Origin of the sequence: Sphingobium sp. CFD-1 (assembly GCF_024611115.1) — a bacterium.
Classification (GTDB): Bacteria; Pseudomonadota; Alphaproteobacteria; order Sphingomonadales; family Sphingomonadaceae; genus Sphingobium; species Sphingobium baderi_A.
In genome coordinates, this window is the sequence record NZ_CP084398.1 from 3,398,834 (window position 1) to 3,414,727 (window position 15,894).

15 protein-coding genes are annotated in these 15,894 nt (G+C 65.1%); 3 read left to right on the plus strand and 12 right to left on the minus strand.

Annotated elements, in window-relative coordinates; genetic code table 11:
* Nucleotides 1-77: 77 nt before the first annotated feature.
* Nucleotides 78-695: a J domain-containing protein gene (locus tag LDB26_RS17110; protein WP_257539308.1), complete on the minus strand. Its 618-nt coding sequence runs from the start codon at nucleotides 693-695 to the stop codon at nucleotides 78-80.
* A gap of 44 nt (nucleotides 696-739) precedes the next feature.
* Here LDB26_RS17110 and LDB26_RS17115 point away from each other — a divergent pair, with 44 nt between their 5' ends.
* Nucleotides 740-1,024, plus strand: a complete 285-nt coding sequence (locus LDB26_RS17115) for a BolA family transcriptional regulator (protein WP_257539310.1) — start codon at nucleotides 740-742, stop codon at nucleotides 1,022-1,024.
* A gap of 25 nt (nucleotides 1,025-1,049) precedes the next feature.
* Nucleotides 1,050-1,952, plus strand: a complete 903-nt coding sequence (locus tag LDB26_RS17120) for a pirin family protein (RefSeq protein ID WP_257539313.1) — start codon at nucleotides 1,050-1,052, stop codon at nucleotides 1,950-1,952.
* Nucleotides 1,953-2,041: 89 nt separating this feature from the next.
* Here the strand turns inward: LDB26_RS17120 and LDB26_RS17125 are convergent, their stop codons facing one another.
* Nucleotides 2,042-3,223: a hypothetical protein gene (locus LDB26_RS17125; protein ID WP_257539315.1), complete on the minus strand. Its 1,182-nt coding sequence runs from the start codon at nucleotides 3,221-3,223 to the stop codon at nucleotides 2,042-2,044.
* Nucleotides 3,223-4,377: a sulfotransferase gene (locus LDB26_RS17130; protein WP_062061993.1), complete on the minus strand. Its 1,155-nt coding sequence runs from the start codon at nucleotides 4,375-4,377 to the stop codon at nucleotides 3,223-3,225. The genes LDB26_RS17125 and LDB26_RS17130 overlap by 1 nt, the downstream gene beginning before the upstream one ends.
* 121 nt (nucleotides 4,378-4,498) lie before the next feature.
* On the opposite strand from LDB26_RS17130, the gene LDB26_RS17135 reads away from it, so the two are divergent.
* Nucleotides 4,499-5,278 (plus strand): SDR family NAD(P)-dependent oxidoreductase, encoded by a 780-nt coding sequence (locus LDB26_RS17135; RefSeq protein WP_062061996.1) that lies wholly within the window; start codon nucleotides 4,499-4,501, stop codon nucleotides 5,276-5,278.
* 28 nt (nucleotides 5,279-5,306) lie between these two features.
* Here LDB26_RS17135 and LDB26_RS17140 read toward each other — a convergent pair whose 3' ends face one another.
* From LDB26_RS17140 to LDB26_RS17180, 9 genes are all read right to left on the minus strand, one after another.
* Complete coding sequence (locus LDB26_RS17140; RefSeq protein ID WP_257539318.1) at nucleotides 5,307-6,797, minus strand: cation acetate symporter; 1,491 nt, start codon at nucleotides 6,795-6,797, stop codon at nucleotides 5,307-5,309.
* On the minus strand, nucleotides 6,794-6,994 hold the full coding sequence (locus LDB26_RS17145) for a hypothetical protein (protein ID WP_257539320.1): 201 nt from the start codon (nucleotides 6,992-6,994) through the stop codon (nucleotides 6,794-6,796). The genes LDB26_RS17140 and LDB26_RS17145 overlap by 4 nt, the downstream gene beginning before the upstream one ends.
* 248 nt (nucleotides 6,995-7,242) lie before the next feature.
* Entirely contained in the window at nucleotides 7,243-8,055 is an 813-nt protein-coding gene (locus LDB26_RS17150) for an SDR family NAD(P)-dependent oxidoreductase (protein WP_062062005.1), read from the minus strand.
* A gap of 99 nt (nucleotides 8,056-8,154) precedes the next feature.
* Nucleotides 8,155-8,928 (minus strand): EthD domain-containing protein, encoded by a 774-nt coding sequence (locus tag LDB26_RS17155; protein WP_257539322.1) that lies wholly within the window; start codon nucleotides 8,926-8,928, stop codon nucleotides 8,155-8,157.
* The gene (locus LDB26_RS17160; RefSeq protein ID WP_257539323.1) at nucleotides 8,928-9,470 is read right to left on the minus strand and encodes a nuclear transport factor 2 family protein; all 543 of its coding nucleotides are present in this window, start codon (nucleotides 9,468-9,470) and stop codon (nucleotides 8,928-8,930) included. Before LDB26_RS17160 ends, LDB26_RS17155 begins: the two co-directional genes overlap by 1 nt.
* Nucleotides 9,458-10,246, minus strand: a complete 789-nt coding sequence (locus tag LDB26_RS17165) for an SDR family oxidoreductase (protein ID WP_062062012.1) — start codon at nucleotides 10,244-10,246, stop codon at nucleotides 9,458-9,460. The genes LDB26_RS17160 and LDB26_RS17165 overlap by 13 nt, the downstream gene beginning before the upstream one ends.
* A complete protein-coding gene (locus LDB26_RS17170; RefSeq protein WP_062062014.1) occupies nucleotides 10,243-11,655 on the minus strand; it encodes an aldehyde dehydrogenase family protein in 1,413 nt (470 codons plus the stop codon). Before LDB26_RS17170 ends, LDB26_RS17165 begins: the two co-directional genes overlap by 4 nt.
* A 34-nt stretch (nucleotides 11,656-11,689) precedes the next feature.
* Nucleotides 11,690-15,175, minus strand: a complete 3,486-nt coding sequence (locus tag LDB26_RS17175; protein ID WP_257539324.1) for an indolepyruvate ferredoxin oxidoreductase family protein — start codon at nucleotides 15,173-15,175, stop codon at nucleotides 11,690-11,692.
* Entirely contained in the window at nucleotides 15,168-15,893 is a 726-nt protein-coding gene (locus tag LDB26_RS17180; protein ID WP_062062019.1) for a glutathione S-transferase family protein, read from the minus strand. The genes LDB26_RS17175 and LDB26_RS17180 overlap by 8 nt, the downstream gene beginning before the upstream one ends.
* Nucleotide 15,894: the final 1 nt, after the last annotated feature.

The window sequence follows — 15,894 nt, forward strand, 5'->3', positions numbered from 1 at the left end:
AGCTGTCTACAGAGGGCGGCTTGCGATGGAACAGGGCCGGACCGATGCAATTGGCTTTGCCGGGCGGCTCTGGCGCCTCATGCAAAGGCCGGTGCTTTCCGGAGCAGGCCATAGGCTTCGATCACGGACTGCAAGGCGCTCTCATGACTGCGATCACCGCCATTATGGTCGGGATGATAGCGCCGCACCAGCTCGGTATAGCGCGCCCGCAACGCCTTGCGATCCGCATCGACGGGCAGGCCCATGACCTCCAGCGCCCGCCGGTCCTCCTTCGACAGGAACCTGCCGTCGGCCCGCGCCGCATTGGCCCGCTCCGCCTGTGCTCTGCGCTCGCGGAACTTCGCGCCGATGGCGTCCAGCGGGTCGGCGAAATCGGCCCAGCGCGGCGGCGGGCTGGCCGCGTTGGAGGAAAAGGCCCGCGTCTCCCGTTCCCACCCCGCATAGGGGCGCTGGGCGGCGGCGATCTCATCCGCGCTCATGCCGGTGAAGAAATTATAGCCCTGATTGAACTGCCGCACATGCTCCAGGCACAACCAGCGCCAGCGCGGCCCTTCATGGCCGGACGCGCTTCCTTCCAGCGGCGGCGCGCGGAATTCCCCCGGCTCCTCGCATCCGTCGACCGCGCAGGGGCGGTTGCCTTCCACACGGCCATGGAAGCGGTTGAAACGGCGGGTCGAAAAGGGATCGCTAGCCAAGACTGTCCTGATGCAAGTTCACGCAAAGGGCCTATATAGGAAAAATGACTGACCAAGCCAAAGGCCCAGTGGCCACGGAAATCGAATCCCGCCTGCGCGCTGCCCTGTCGCCCGAACATCTCGCCGTCATCGACGACAGCGAAACGCATCGGGGCCATGCCGGGCATGACGGATCGGGCGAAAGCCATTTCACGGTGGAAGTGGTGTCGGACCGCTTCATCGGTCAGAACAGGGTGGCGCGCCAGCGGCTCGTCAACGCCGCGCTGGCCGACCTGCTGCGCGACAAGGTTCACGCCCTGGCGATTCGGGCCAGGGCGCCGGGCGAATAGGGACAGTTAAGGGGAAGAATGGACCATGCGGGAAGACCTCATCATCCAAACGATCACGCCGACCAGCCATAATCTGGGCGATTTCCGCGTCCACCGCGCCCTTCCCGCGAAGGAGCGCACCATGGTCGGCCCGTTCATCTTCTTCGATCAGGCAGGCCCGGCGCAGATCGGGCCGGGACAGGGCGTGGACGTGCGGCCCCATCCGCACATCAATCTCGCCACCGTCACCTACATGTATGAAGGCGCGTTCCTGCACCGCGATTCCCTCGGCACCGAGCAGCTGATCGAGCCGGGCGCGGTCAACCTGATGACGGCGGGCAGGGGCATCGTCCATTCGGAGCGCTCGCCGGACACGGACCGCGCCCGCGCCTCCAAGCTGTCGGCAATCCAGACATGGCTTGCGCTTCCCGACCGAAACGAGGAAATGGCCCCCGCCTTCGAGCATGTGGCGGAAGACCGCTTGCCCCTCATCGACAGCGGCTCCGCCCGCGCCCGCGTCATCATGGGAACGCTCTGGGGGCAGAGCGCGCCGGTCACCACCTATGCCGACACCATCTACGCCGACATCCAGCTATCCCCCGGCGGCAGCGTGCCCATCGACCCGTCGGCGGACGAACGGGCGATCTATGTCTCCGGCGGCGACGCGGCGCTCGATGGCCTGTTGCTTCAGCCGCAGACGCTCTATGTGCTGCGCCCCGGCGTCAGCGCCACGTTGATGAGCGTCGATGGCGGCCGCGTCGTGCTGTGCGGCGGCGAGGCTTTCACCTCGCCACGCCATGTCTGGTGGAACTTCGTTTCCTCCACCACCGACCGCCTGATGCAGGCGCGCGAGGATTGGGAAGCCATGCGCTTTCCCCTGATCCCCGGCGACGATCAGGAATTTATCCCGATCCCGCAGGGCCGTCCCAAGACAGTCAGCTATCCGTAAAGATCGGGGGCCGGCCACATAAGGCGACGAAAAGGGACGGGCGATCCCGATCCCTCCTTGGTTCGTTCATCGCCCCTCGACCCGGCGGCCTACCAGCGCCGCCGCAGCTGGACGCCCGTGCGCCGCTGGCGCAATCGCCTGTCTCTCTCTTCGGCTGAGATAGCGGGGGTATCGGCGGGCAGCTGCGCCCTCAACCCGTCCAGCGGCACTTGTCTCAGGCTCGGTTCGGGACCGCTCGATGCCTCGGTCCAGCGCAGCATGATCGCGCCCTCGCTCCATCCGCCCGGATCGAGCCAGTTGGGAACACCCGGATCTTCCAGCGCGATCACCGCACGGAACCTGCCGTCGCTGTCGATCTCGGCCTGGCCGCCGTTCAGGCTCGACTGCCGGTTCATCCAGTCGGTCGTGTTCCACAGCAGGTCGCCAAGCTGCACATTCCAGTAGCGTACCCGTTCGGGCAGCTCCGTTTCCAGGATCAGCGCATGGTCCGGCTCGATCCGGAACAACCCCTGATAATAATGCTGCCCCGTTACGCCGCCCCGCCCCGCCCAATCGTCATGTTCGAAGCGATTCCACAGATTCTTGGCGGCCTGATCCTTGATGACGTTGATCCACAGCCCGGCATAGCGTTTGGGATAGCCCGCGAGCGCCGTCAGCCTCTGGGCAATTTCGGCGGCTGTCCGGCGGCGTGGCCTGATCGGCCTGTCGAGCCGTTCGATCGCGAAGCGGCCATCGCGGCCCTCCCCCCAATGATAGCTCGCCTGCCGCAGCGTGAGCGTACGGGCGCGCGGGTCGAGCGGGCGCCAGTTGCCGGTCCAGCCGTCGGGACGCTGCGCGCTCATCACCAGTTCGAACCGGCCATCCGTGCCGATGTCGAGCGAATCGATGTCGATCGTCCCGCATGACGGCCCCAGTTGGTCCATCACGCCCAAACCGCCCGCGGCGGTGTCCAACAGCACGAACAGGCCCTCGCCCCGCTCGCCGCTCAGCCGATAGACGCCCTCGCCGTCGATCGAGGCCGCGCTATAGATGAAGTCCGGATTAGTCATGCTGGCGTTGAGGACTGTGTTCACCGCCGGCACGAAGTCGGGCAGGTCCGGGTCGGCGAACGCCGTGAAGAACCCGCCCGAAAGCGCCAGGAAGAACAGCCGCAGAGCCTCCTGCGTCAACGCCGGATCGGCCGGGTCGCGCAGCAATGCGAGCAGGTCGCTCGCGTCCTCCATCCCCGCAAGATAATCCGCCCAGCCCGGCAGGGTCACGTCTACCGCCATCAGATATAATCCCGATAAGCTTCGATATAATCGGCATAGACATCGCTAACCTGCGCCTGGGTCAAGCCATAATCGTCAAGGGCATAGACATGCTTGCCATGCTTGCCCGCGGGATTGTCGGCGAGCCAGCCGCGAATGCCCTTCTCGGTCGCGGGCGTGAAGTCGATGCCCGCAAAAGCATAGACGCCCCTCACCGCTTCCACCGGATCGGCGGCCAGATCCTTGTAACGCATGTCGTGAATGGCCACGCCGGGGTTCGCCTTGCGATAGGCCATCATCCGCACCTGACCATCATGCCACAGATGCAGCAGTTCCTGACCGAGCGCGATCCGGTCCTGCTCGACCATCGCCGTGCTCCGCAGCACTTCGATCAGGCGGCAGATGGAGGCCTGGACGGTCACAGGGTCGCGGTGCGGCTGGACCAGCATCGCATCGGGATAGACCGAGAAAAGCTCCGGCAGATGATAGGCATGCTCCTGCACCTTCAGCACCCACCGTTTGCGCGGATTGCGCCAGGCCAGCTGCTGAAGGAACATCTTGTGCACCTTGTAGGCAAAGCTTGTATCGGCCTTCAGATACCAGGGATAATAGGCGGGAATCCGGAACATCGTCAGCGGATTGATGCTCTGGAAGGAGGTTTCCAATATCATGCCGCATTCCTGCGGAATCCAGGCGCCGATCGGATGCGCCTTGAGCATGTCGGCCCATTTGCCGGTGAATGTCGCCGCCACATAGTCGTCGAAGGCCTGCGCGCGGGGATCGCTTTCATAGGTCGCGGCCTCGGGCGGCGGCGATGGCTGCGCGACTTCCCACGACATCGGCGTCCGCACGTCGGGATCGGAACCGATCAGCGCGTGCAGCAGGCTGGTGCCGCAACGCGGCAGGCCCAGGATGAAGACGGGCCGTTCGATCTGCACCTCCGCGATTTCGGGATAGCGGCGGCGGTCGGCATCAACCGCCGCGAGTCGGCGCAGATTATCCTGGAACAACGCCAGCGCCTGCTGCCGTCCTTCCGCGCTCAACCCCTGCTCCGCAGATAAAGCCGCCAGCATCGCCTCGACCCCCGGCCGCACGCCAGCGCGAATCTCTTCGGACAGATCATATTGATCGATCATCGAATCGGCGGAAATTTCAGCAACAGACAGTCCAGACATGCCCACTCTCCCTTTTTCCCGATTGTGGATCGCCTTTCGCCCGCCTTTACCCCTCTTCGGGCAGGTGAGCCGCTTTCGCGCAGAAGGCCTGCTGCGCGAAAGAAAGAACAGGAGGATGTGCATGGCTCTCGATCTTCAGACGCTTTTCGGACTGGGCGGGCGCGTGGCGCTGGTCACGGGCGCGGCGCAGGGCATGGGGGAAAGGGTCGCGCATTATCTTTCCGGCGTGGGCGCGGCGGTCGCCCTTGCGGACGTTCAGAGCAGCGTCGATAGCGTGGCCGACACTCTGCGCGAGAGCGGCGCGAGCGCGCGCAGCTATATCGTCGACATGGCCGATGACGAAGCCGTGACCGACCTTGTCCACAAGGTGCGCGCCGATTTCGGCCGGATCGACATCGTGGTGAACTGCGCCGGATTGCAGGACCGCAATTTCATCGAGGACACCAGCACCGCTTTCTGGGACCGCATGATCGACGTCAATCTGCGCGGGCCGTTCGTCGCCAGCCGCGAAGCGGTGAAGATCATGCGCGCCGACGGCACGAAAGGCCGGATCATCAATATCGCGTCGAACAGCGCATTCCACGCCACCGCGCCCAGCCTGCTTGCCTATTCCACATCCAAGGCCGGCGTCGCCGGGCTGACCCGCGCGACCGCCATGGAAGTCGTCAAGGACGGCATCACCGTCAACGCGGTCTGCCCCGGCAACACCGCCACGCCCGGCCAGATGACGTCCACCGGCCCCGCCTTTCCGCCCGAACAGATCGCCGCCTTCATGCCGCCGATCGGCCGGGCGGGGACGCCGGACGATATCGCCGGCGCGGTCCTCTACCTCGCTTCCGACGCGGCCGGCTTCATCACCGGCCAAACGCTGGTGATCGACGGCGGGCAGATCACCTGCTGATCCGGGCCAGCGCCGCCCGGCAGCGCGTTCAGACCTGCGCCGCGCGTGCCGGACGGGCGGGAACGAAGGTCGAAACCAGCCATGCGACGAGGAAGGTCGCCGGAACGGTGACCAGCGCGGGATAGTCGGTCGGGATCAGCGGCTCGGGATGGCCCAGCGCCTTCATCCAGAAGGCCGGGCTGGCGACGATCCCCAGCACGCTCGTTACCAGGCCGAACAGCCCTGCCGCGACCGTGCCCGCGGTGGTCAACCCCCGCCAGTAAATCGCCAGGATCAGCAGGGGGAAGGTGGTGCTGGCGGCAACCGTCTGTCCCATCACGATCAAAAAGGTGATGTTTTCCTTCTGGAACAGGATCGCCAGCCCCACGCCGATCGCCGATGTCACCAGCGCGGCGAGGCGGAATATCGCGACCTCCGATCCTTCGGTCAGCGACCGGCCCTTGCGAAAGCCCAGCACCAGGTCATGCGACGTGGCCGAAGAGATCGAGATGGTCAGCCCGGCGACAACCGCCAATATGGTCGAAAAGGCTACCGCGCTCATCAGGCCGAACAGCATGTCGCCGCCCAGCAGCCGCGCCAGGTGCATGGTGATCATGTTCGTCCCGCCGATGATCCCGCCCGATGGGTCGCGCAGCGATGCGTCCCCGCCCACGAAGGCGATCGCCGCCGGGCCGAGGACCAGCAGGACGGTGGCCATCGCGATGCCGATGATCGTCGTGCCGATCACCAGCGACCGGCGGGCGGCGCGCTCGTCGGGCACCGTGAAGAAGCGGATCAGCAGATGCGGCATCCCCATCATGCCGGTCACCTGCGTCAGCGCAAGGCTGATCGCGCCGAACATCCCCAGCTGAAGCCCGCCGAACGCGAACATGTCGCGGCTGCGCGCGCTGATCTCGGCAAGGTCGAACAACGGCGCATAGCCCCCGGCGCGCCCGATGCAGAGCGCCGCCAGCACCGCGACCATCGCGATCAGGATCACCGCCTTGATGATCTGCACCCAGGTCGCCGCCAGCATTCCGCCGAACGCGACATAGATGGTCATGAGCGCCGCGATGATCCCGACCGCGAAATTGAACGGAATGCCGAACACGATCGAAATCAGCGCGCCCGCGCCGACCAGCTGCGCGACGAGGTTGATGAGCGAAATGACGATCGTGCACAGACCGATGACGATACGGATGTGCGGCGATTCCATCCGGTGGGTGACGACGTCGCCCAGCGTGAAGCGTCCCAGACGGCGCAGCGGGCCGACGATCAGCGTCAGCATCAGGAACAACCCGGCCAGCGGCGTGATCAGATAAGGCGCGGCATCCATGCCGACCGCGAAGAACAGCCCGACAATGCCAAGCACCGTGCCCGCCGACAGGAAATCGCCAGCGATGGCCAGGCCGTTTTGCGGCGCCGATATCTTGCCTTCGGCGGCATAGAAGGAGGCCCGGCCGCTGTTGCGCCGCGCGGCCCAGAAAGTGATGGCGATGGTGATGGCCACGGTGGCCAGAAAATAATGGATCTGGCTCATACCCCGTCATCCTCGCCCAGCGGCACCCAGGACGCCGCGACCATCAATGCGAACCAGCAGATCGCGAGCCACACGACCACGGGCACACCCGCCAGGTCATGATCAAACCAATGGGGGGTAAGCTGCGGCGCACCCTGCAACAGCACCATCGGCGCCAGCGCCGCCACGGCGAAAGCGATCCTCCGTCCGATCCGCATGGTCAGGCGCCTTTCCGCTGCGAAAAGGATGTTTGCGTCATCGGCGGCGCGCATGTGGCGCTGGCGTCGATTGCCAACGACAATCGCCCCCCTTCCTTGCGGCTAACGCCGACGACTTCGCCCCTGGCCATGCATTCCCCCCTTCGTGATTCGGCCACTATTGGCCGGACAACCGCCGCCCTCAACCTCCTGTTGGATAGGGCGACCCGGCGCCGGCTCGACCGGGCCGATCCAATCGGCATCTTGTGTCAGAGGAGCGTGCCGCCGTCGACATGCAGCACCTGCCCGGTGACGAAACTCGCACGGGCGGAGGCAAGATAGAGGACGGCGGCGGCGACTTCCTCCGGCCGCGCGGTCGTTCGTCCCAGCGGGCCGGTCCGTTGCAGCTTGGCGAGTTCGGCCGGGTCCACCTCGCCGAATGCCTTGGTGAAGAATCCATGTTCGGGATGGAACCGGCTGCCCTGGCTGTAGGCAGCCGGATCGTCCGACATGGTGGCATAGGGCGCGACGCAGTTGACGGTGATCCCGTGCTGGCCCACTTCCTTCGCCAGAACGCGGGTAAAGCCGTGCACGGCGCTCTTTGCAGCGGAATAGACCGGCAACATATAATCGCCGACCGTGCCGGCGGTCGAACCGATGTTGACGATCCGCCCCGCGCCGCGCACCACCATGTCCGGCAGGATCGCGCGGGTGACCCGAAGCGTCGTCATCAAGGTGATGTCGATATCCGCCTGCCAGGTCGCCGGATCGGATTCGACGAACACCCCCGATGCGGCATTTCCGCCGACATTGTTGACCAGAACGGCCGCCGGGCCGATGGCCTTCCCCGCCTCCGCGATCCGGGCGGGCGCCTCGTCATCCAGCAGGTCCGCCGCGAGGAAAACGACATCGCTCGCGCCCCGCTCCCGCGCTTCGGCGGCGACACGTCCGCCTGCCGCCACATCCCGGCCCACGATGAGCAGGCTCGCCCCTTCCGCCGCGAAGTCCAGCGCGATCGCGCGACCGATATTCGCGGTCGCGCCCGTCACGATCACGAGTTTCCCATGCAGTCCCAGATCCATTGCGCTTCCCCTCCCGGCCCTATTGTCTGTAGCGCGAGTCCGCCCACGCCAGAGCATTCTCTACACACAGCCGGGCCCGCGCGCGACGGCTTCGGCTATTTACCCGGCGAAATCGCCATAGATGGCGCGCAAGACTTCGGGTTCACGCTGATTTGCGGCATGGGCTTCATTGATGGTGCGAACGGCGTCCAGGCCGCGCAAGCCGATCAGCGTCGGCCGGCCATGCTCAACCATCGGATAGCGTGCGTCCGTGCGATAGCATGCGATCTGCCCGTTACTGCCCCGCACGGCATCACGAAGCGCGGCATGGGCCTGCGCCGGATCGGACCACCAGCATTGGATGACGGCTCCGAACAGCCGGCTCGCGCCTCCCTCTTCGACATCCGTATCGTTCCACCCGGAAGGATCGGCGCCGCACAGGTCATGAAGCGCAACCATGGCCGCACCCGCTTCGGTCAACCCTCCCGCCACGGCGTTCCCATCCAGTTCCTGCGGCAGGACGAGAAAGTGGCTGCCGAGCGCCGAACGATCGGCCTCGCCGGAAATCGACGTGGCATCGGCTTCGAGATTGTAGAGCAAGGCACGGCGAAAGACATTCTGTTCGTCGCGGTGGATATGTTTCGTGACGTCGCTGTGGATCAGGCCGTCGCGGTCGCCGGGGGCGGCGAAAGTGACGACGGCAATGCCCTCGAACGGTTCGACGATGGATGAGCCAATATCCTCCAGCGGCGTCGCATGATGCTGGGTATAGCTTTCAAAACCGGGGATGCGGGCGGCCATCACGCCATGGATGTCGCGCCAATAGCGCGAGAAAAGATCGCGCGTGATGCCCGGCTTGCGCTCCAGCAGCGCGATGGTGGTCGGCATTCCCATTACAGCCAGCCAGCCATGACCGGCAAGGAGGGGTCGCCATCGCCATGGCGGCCGCGCCATTCAGTCGGGGTCGCCCCCAGGCCCCCGTCGGCCTCGGCATGATCCTGCCGCCAGTCGAGCAGACCATGGCGATGCGCGATGCGCCATTCGCCGTCGCGCCGCTCGAACCGGTCGATATAGCGTCCCCCGATCAGGATGACGCCGCCCCCGGCCAATGAGAACAGGGTCCAGGGCGGATAGTCGGCCGGCACCTGGTGAAAGGCGCGCAGATACGTCTCGCTCCAGGCGGTATCGCCGTCAAAGCAAATGGTGATGTTGCTGACCTGATGATGGGTCGGGCCGATCGGATCGATCAGTCCCTTCGCCTGCGCCACGAAATCGCGCCACGTCCCTTCGATCGAGAAGAATTTATAGGTGGCGTCTTCGTGGAAGACGCTGTCCATCAGGGTCCAGCGGCGACGGTCCACCGCGTGGCAATAGCGATGTATGACGTCCATGATCTCGAACCGCCATGCCGCCTGTTCAAGCGTTACGCCTGCCATAATGCGCCCTCCACCGGCAACACCGTGCCTGATACATAAGCGCCCGCGCGCGACGCGAGGAAAAGGACGGCTCCACCGATATCCTCCGGCGATCCCAGGCGCCCGGCAGGGATGCCCGCGATCATCTGGTCCTTGAGGCCCGGCACCGCCGCGAAGAAGCCGTCGGTCATGTCGCTGGGGAAGAAACCGGGTGCGATGGCGTTGACGGTAATCCCCTGCGCGGTCAGGTCCGACGCCATCATGCGCGTGAGTTGATGGATTGCCGCCTTGCTGGCGCCATAAGCATAGGCGCCGTTGCTGCTGCGGCCCCAGAGCGCCCCGATGGAACCGATGGAAATGATGCGCGCGGGATCGCCCGGGCGGGAAGCAGCCTTGAACTGCGGCAGCAACGCCTGCGCCAGGAAGAAAGGCGCGCGCAGGTTGAGGCCGAGTTCGCGATCCCACTGGTCGGCGCGCGCATCCTCTATCGCCCCCGCGCTGAACAGACCGGCATTGTTGACCAATATGTGAAGCGCGGGCACCCGCCCGGCGATGTCGGCCGCGGCGGCCTCCACCCCGGCGGTCGTGCCAAGGTCATGGGCGAGAAAGGTCGCCTTGCCCGGGCCATCGAGACTGGCGGCAAAAGCCTTGCCTGCCTGCACGCCGCGCCCGACGATCAGCACGTCCGCGCCGGCCTCCACCAGCGTGCGGCTGATCATCGCGCCGACTCCCTTCGCACCGCCCGTCACCACGGCGGTCTTCCCCTGGACGGAAAACAGCGTGTCGAGGATGCTCATGCCGCAGCCGCCTTGGCGATGTTGAGGGTCTGAAGCGCGGTATAGGGATAAAGCCCCTCGATACCGCCTTCGACGCCGAAGCCGGACTGCTTGTTCGCCGGAAAGGGGACGGCCGGATCGAGCGCGCAATGCTGGTTCACCCAGACGCTGCCGCTTTCCAGGCGCAACGCGACTTTCGCGGCGGCTTCGGGGTCGCTCGACCAGATGGAACCGCCCAGCGCATAGGGCGACGCGTTGGCGCGGGCGATCACATCGTCGACGTCGCTGTAACGGATGATCGGCAGGATAGGGCCGAACGGCTCCTCATCGACGATCACATCCCCCTCGGCCACGTCGCGCACGACGGTCAGCGGCACGAAATAGCCGGGGCCTTCGGGCAGTTCGCCGCCCGCGATGATCGTGCCGCTGGCCTTCGCGCCCGCCAGATAGTCCAGCACCTTGTCATATTGCGCCTTGTTCTGGACCGGGCCGAATTGCGCTTCGGGATCGCGGCCGCCAGCGAGCTTCGAGCCCGAAGCATAAGCCGCGATTTCCGCGCACATGGCGTCGTACAGGCTCTCATGGACATATAGACGCTTGATGATCGCGCAGACCTGACCACTGTTGAAGAAGGCGAAGGCGAAGATGGCGGGCGCGATGGCCTTCACGTCCGCGTCGGGCAGCACGATCGCGGCATCATTGCCCCCCAGTTCAAGCGTGACCCGCTTGAGGGTGGGCGACGCCGCCTCCATGATCTTGCGGCCGGTGCCGGTCGATCCCGTGAAAGTGACCTTGGCGACGTCCGGATGGGCGACGAGATGCGCGCCTGCTTCATTGCCGCCCGACAGGATGTTGACGACACCGGCAGGCACGACATCCTTGATGAGTTCGCCCAGACGCAGGGTGGTGAGCGGCGTGGACGGTGCAGTCTTGACGACGATGCAGTTGCCTGCGGCCAGCGCCGGCGCGATCTTGTTGCAGGCGATGAAGACCGGCGCGTTCCACGGCACCACCGCGGCCACGACGCCCAGTGGCTTCCTGTGCAGTTCGACCCGGCGCGTGTCGTCCTCGATCAGGATTTCCGGTTCGATCCGCAGATTGGCATAATAGTTCAGATAGCCTTGGGCGAGGTGCGCGATCTCGAACTGGGCGAGCGCCATGGGGCGTCCGGTTTCCTGGATGAGCAGCGCCGCCAGCTCGTCGCCATTGTCGGCGATGACCCTGGCCATGGCCGCAAGGGCATCGCCGCGCGCCTGCGCCGTGCTGTCGCGCCACGCCGGGAAGGCCCGCTTGGCCGCCGCCACCGCCTGATCGACTTCCGCTGCACCGGCGTCCGGCACCTGCGCCACGACGCTCTCGTCGCTGGGATCGATGACATCCATATGGCGCGCGGTATCGACCAGCGCCCCGTCGATCAGCATCTTGACCATCTTGTCCTACCTCTCCGGTGTCTTGTTCATTCTGTCAGGCGTTCTGGAGCAGCGGCGCGGGAGCACCGGCAGCGAGGATGGCCGCATCCTCGAATTTCTTGAGGATCATGGGTTCCAGCGCGCGCACCTTCTCGACATTGGCTTCCTTCACATGGCCGTAGCCGCGAATCTGCCCCGGCAGCGAGGCAAGCTCGACAGCGGCGGCATAATTAGCCGGCGTCAGGCGGCGCGCCACCATGAGCATCTGCGCTTCATAATGGTCGATCAGGCCGCGCTCCATCTTGCGCTCCTGCGTATAGCCGAAAATGTCGAAGGCGGTGCCGCGCAACCCCTTGAAGCGCGCGAGAAAGGTGAAGGCCTTACCCATCCACGAGCCGAATTCCCGCTTGATCAGGTGCCCGTCCGCGTCGCGCCTGGAAAAAAGCGGCGGAGCCAGATTGTAGCGCAGCTTCGCGCCGTCCTCGAACGCATCCTTGAGCTGCTGCCTGAACGCCGGGTCGGCATGCAGGCGGGCGACCTCATATTCGTCCTTATAGGCCATGAGCTTGGCGAAGTTGCGCGCCACCATGACGGACAGTTCATCCTTGCCCGGCGTCGCCAGCGATTCCGCCTTCGCCACGATATCGACCAGATCGCGGTAACGCTGCGCCCATGCGGCGTTCTGATAATCGGTCAAAAGCTGCGTGCGATGGGCGACAATGTCTTCCAGCTTCGTGAGCGGGATGAAGTCCAGTTCCTGCACATGGCTGACCACCGCTTTTTCGATGCGGGCCGGATCGATCGCCTGCAAGCGGCCAAGGGCGAAGGCGGCCTTGTTGAAGGGGACGGCGACGCCGTTGATCTCCACCGCGCGTTCAATGGCTTGCGGAGAGACGGGCAGCAGACCGAGCTGGCTCGCATAGCCGAGCATGAAGAGGTTCGCAGCGATGGTGTCGCCCAACAGCGCCAGGCCAAGGCCGGTGGCGTCCACGCCATGCAGGTCGGCCGACATCTTCTTAAGGCGACGGACGAGCAGCCCCTGGTCCAGCGTCAGGTCGGGATTGCGCTGGAAGGCTGGCGTCGGCGTGACACGCGCGTTGACGACCACCCTCGTGCGATCGGCCGACAATGTGATCGCCGGTTCCTTGGCCAGCCCCGCGACCGCGTCGAAGGCCAGCGCCAGGTCCGCCTCGCCGATGCCCAGTTTCTGCGCGCCAAGGTCGTCATTCCGTTCAGCGATGCGCAAATGGCTGAACACAGCGCCATTCTTCTGGCTAAGGCCGGTCATGTCGAACACCGATGTCGACTTGCCCTCCAGATGCGCCGCCATGGCGAGCAGCGCGCCGATGGTGACGACGCCGGTGCCGCCTATGCCAGAAATCATGATGTTATAGGCGCCGTCATGCAGCGGAACGATCGCCGGATCGGGCAGCGCCATGTCCGCCTCGCCGTCCAGCTGCGCCTTTTGGGGCTTGCGCGGCTCGGCGTCGAGGACGGTGACGAAGCTGGGGCAGAAACCCTTTACGCAGCTATAATCCTTGTTGCAGTTCGACTGGTCGATCTGCCGCTTGCGGCCAAGCTCGGTTTCCTTGGGCCAGACACTCACGCAATTGGACTGGACCGAACAGTCGCCGCAGCCTTCGCACACCGCCGCGTTGATGAACATCCGCTTGGCGGGATCGGGAAACTTGCCGCGCTTGCGGCGGCGGCGCTTTTCCGCCGCACAGGTCTGTTCATAGACGATGACGGTGACGCCGGGCACATCGCGCAGTTCCTTCTGCACGGCGTCATAGGTGTCGCGGTGGTGGACGGTCACGCCCTCCCCCAGCCCGCTATGCGCGCCATAGAGGTCGGGACGGTCGGTGACGACGACGCAGCGCACCACGCCTTCGGCCAGCACCTGACGCGTGATGTCGCCGGGCGTCAGCGGCCCGTCGACCGGCTGGCCGCCGGTCATGGCGACGGCATCGTTGAACAGGATCTTGAAGGTCATGTTGACCTTCGCCGCGACCGCCCCGCGCACCGCAAGCAGACCGCTATGATAATAGGTGCCGTCGCCCATATTCTGGAAGATATGGTTCATGTCGCTGAAGTAGGCGAGGCTGTACCAATGGGCCCCTTCCCCGCCCATCTGCGTGTTGGGCAGCATTTCCGGCCCGGAATACATCGCCATGGCATGGCAACCGATGCCGCCCGCCGCGATCGAGCCTTCGGGAAAACGCGTGCCGGTATTGTGCGGGCAGCCCGAACAGAAATAGGGGGAGCGCGCCGCATCGACGGGCTTGAGCGCAGCGATCGTCTCCATCTGGCGCGACAGGCGTTCGGCGCGCTCTGTCAGTGCTGCGTTCCCGGCACCCAGCCGGCGCAGGCGTTCGGCGATGACGAGCGCGAGCTGCACGGGTTCGAGCTGTTCGTCGGACGGGATCATGAAAACGCCGTCCTCGTCCAGCTTGCCGACGATGGGCGGCGTATCGGGGCGGCCATAGAGGATCGCCTTGGCCTGATTCTCGGTCAGCGGGTCTTTTTCCTCGATGAAGAGGAGTTCGGATTGGCCGGCGGCGAATTGGGCAAGGCCCTGCCGCTCCACCGGATACATGCAACCAAGCTTGTAGACGCTGATGCCCAGCGCGGCGGCGGCTTCGTCATCAAGGCCAAGCAGCTTCAACGCCTGACGCACATCCTGCACCGCCTTGCCGGTCGAAACGATACCCAGCCTGCGGACCGGTGCGTCGATCAGCACGCGGTCGATGTGATTGGCGCGCACGAACTTCTCGATCAGCGGCCAGCGATAGCGCTTGACCACCGTTTCCGATGCGATGCGATCGAGATGGGTCGGATAATTGTGAAAGCCGTTGGTAGGCGCCGCGCCGCGATCGGGCGTGATCGGGCCATTATCGCCGGAGCGGATATCGACCGTCATGGTCTGCTCCAGCGTCTCGTTGGTCAGCTTGAAGCCCGTATAAAGGCCGGTATAGCGCGACATCGCGATGCCCAGCAGGCCGAAGTCGATAACGTCCTGCACATTGGACGGTGCCAGGATCGGCATGCCCGCGTGCATCAGCGCCAACTCGCTTTGATGCGCGACGGTGGAAGACTTGCCCGAATGATCGTCGCCCGCGACGATCAGCACACCGCCATGGGGGTGCGTGCCCGCAATATTGCCGTGCTTGAACGAATCGCCGGACCGGTCGACGCCCGGCCCCTTGCCGTACCAGATGGCAAAGACGCCATCCTTGTTGGCGCCGGGCGTGGTGGCCAGCATCTGCGTGCCCCACACCGCGGTTGCGGCCAGATCCTCGTTCACGCCGGGCTGGAACAGGATGTCGTGGCTTTCCAACAGCTTCTTCGCCCGCCACAATTCCATATCGTAGGACCCGAGCGGCGAGCCGCGATAGCCCGATATGAAACCGCCGGTGTTGAGGCCGTTGCGCTGGTCGATTTCCTTCTGCAGCAGCGGCACGCGGATCAAGGCATGGGTGCCGCTCATGATCACCCGGCCGTCATCAATCGTATATTTATCGTCCAGTTTCACGTCACGCATGGGTTGTCTCTTTCGGCTCCGGCTCGTGCCAGGCAGCCGCCTTGTCGTGGAGGTAGGCAGCAAAGGCGGGGTAAAAATCGGCAAGGACAGTGCGGCTGGACGGGCGCATCGCCAGGCGATCGCGCCAGTCACGCAGGCCCGCAACGGAATCGATCAGCGAGGCGTCATAGCTGAACCGCATGACGCGCTCCCCCAAATCGACCGTATAAAAGGCGAACAGGTCGGCATGGGTCAGCTGCGCGCCCATCAGGAAGGGCGCGGGCGCGATCAGACGCGAAAGCGCGCCCATCGCGCGCTCCACGACAGGCCGGACCGCCGCGATCGCCTCCGGCGCGTTTACGCCGCCCATGAAGACGCCGGGAAAGAGCGAGCGCAATGGCGCCTCGACATAAAGCTGCACGATGTTGATGATCTGCCGCGCACGCGCCCGCTCGAACGGATCGGCGGGATATAGGGGAACACCTGGCACCACATCTTCGATATATTCGACGATGGCGATGGTTTCCGCGATGCAACCGGCGGGGGTTCGCAGATAGGGGATCTTGCCCATCGCGCTCGCCGCCAGGAAAGCATCGTCCTGGCTGGCGCGGGTGGGAACGATCGTGAAGTCCGCGCCTTTCTCGATCAACGCAGCGCGCGCCGTGTTGAAATAATTGCTCACCGGATAGCCGTGCAGGGCCAGGGTTCCGGGCGCGGAATCGAATGAGGGACCAGTCATG

Coding starts and splice junctions, on each gene's coding strand:
- LDB26_RS17115 (WP_257539310.1), top strand. CDS start 740: ATGACTGACCAAGCCAAAGGCCCAGTGGCCACGGAAATCGAATCCCGC.
- LDB26_RS17120 (WP_257539313.1), top strand. CDS start 1,050: ATGCGGGAAGACCTCATCATCCAAACGATCACGCCGACCAGCCATAAT.
- LDB26_RS17125 (WP_257539315.1), bottom strand. CDS start 3,223: ATGGCGGTAGACGTGACCCTGCCGGGCTGGGCGGATTATCTTGCGGGG.
- LDB26_RS17130 (WP_062061993.1), bottom strand. CDS start 4,377: ATGTCTGGACTGTCTGTTGCTGAAATTTCCGCCGATTCGATGATCGAT.
- LDB26_RS17135 (WP_062061996.1), top strand. CDS start 4,499: ATGGCTCTCGATCTTCAGACGCTTTTCGGACTGGGCGGGCGCGTGGCG.
- LDB26_RS17140 (WP_257539318.1), bottom strand. CDS start 6,797: ATGAGCCAGATCCATTATTTTCTGGCCACCGTGGCCATCACCATCGCC.
- LDB26_RS17145 (WP_257539320.1), bottom strand. CDS start 6,994: ATGCGGATCGGACGGAGGATCGCTTTCGCCGTGGCGGCGCTGGCGCCG.
- LDB26_RS17150 (WP_062062005.1), bottom strand. CDS start 8,055: ATGGATCTGGGACTGCATGGGAAACTCGTGATCGTGACGGGCGCGACC.
- LDB26_RS17155 (WP_257539322.1), bottom strand. CDS start 8,928: ATGGGAATGCCGACCACCATCGCGCTGCTGGAGCGCAAGCCGGGCATC.
- LDB26_RS17160 (WP_257539323.1), bottom strand. CDS start 9,470: ATGGCAGGCGTAACGCTTGAACAGGCGGCATGGCGGTTCGAGATCATG.
- LDB26_RS17165 (WP_062062012.1), bottom strand. CDS start 10,246: ATGAGCATCCTCGACACGCTGTTTTCCGTCCAGGGGAAGACCGCCGTG.
- LDB26_RS17170 (WP_062062014.1), bottom strand. CDS start 11,655: ATGGTCAAGATGCTGATCGACGGGGCGCTGGTCGATACCGCGCGCCAT.
- LDB26_RS17175 (WP_257539324.1), bottom strand. CDS start 15,175: ATGCGTGACGTGAAACTGGACGATAAATATACGATTGATGACGGCCGG.
- LDB26_RS17180 (WP_062062019.1), bottom strand. CDS start 15,893: ATGACTGGTCCCTCATTCGATTCCGCGCCCGGAACCCTGGCCCTGCAC.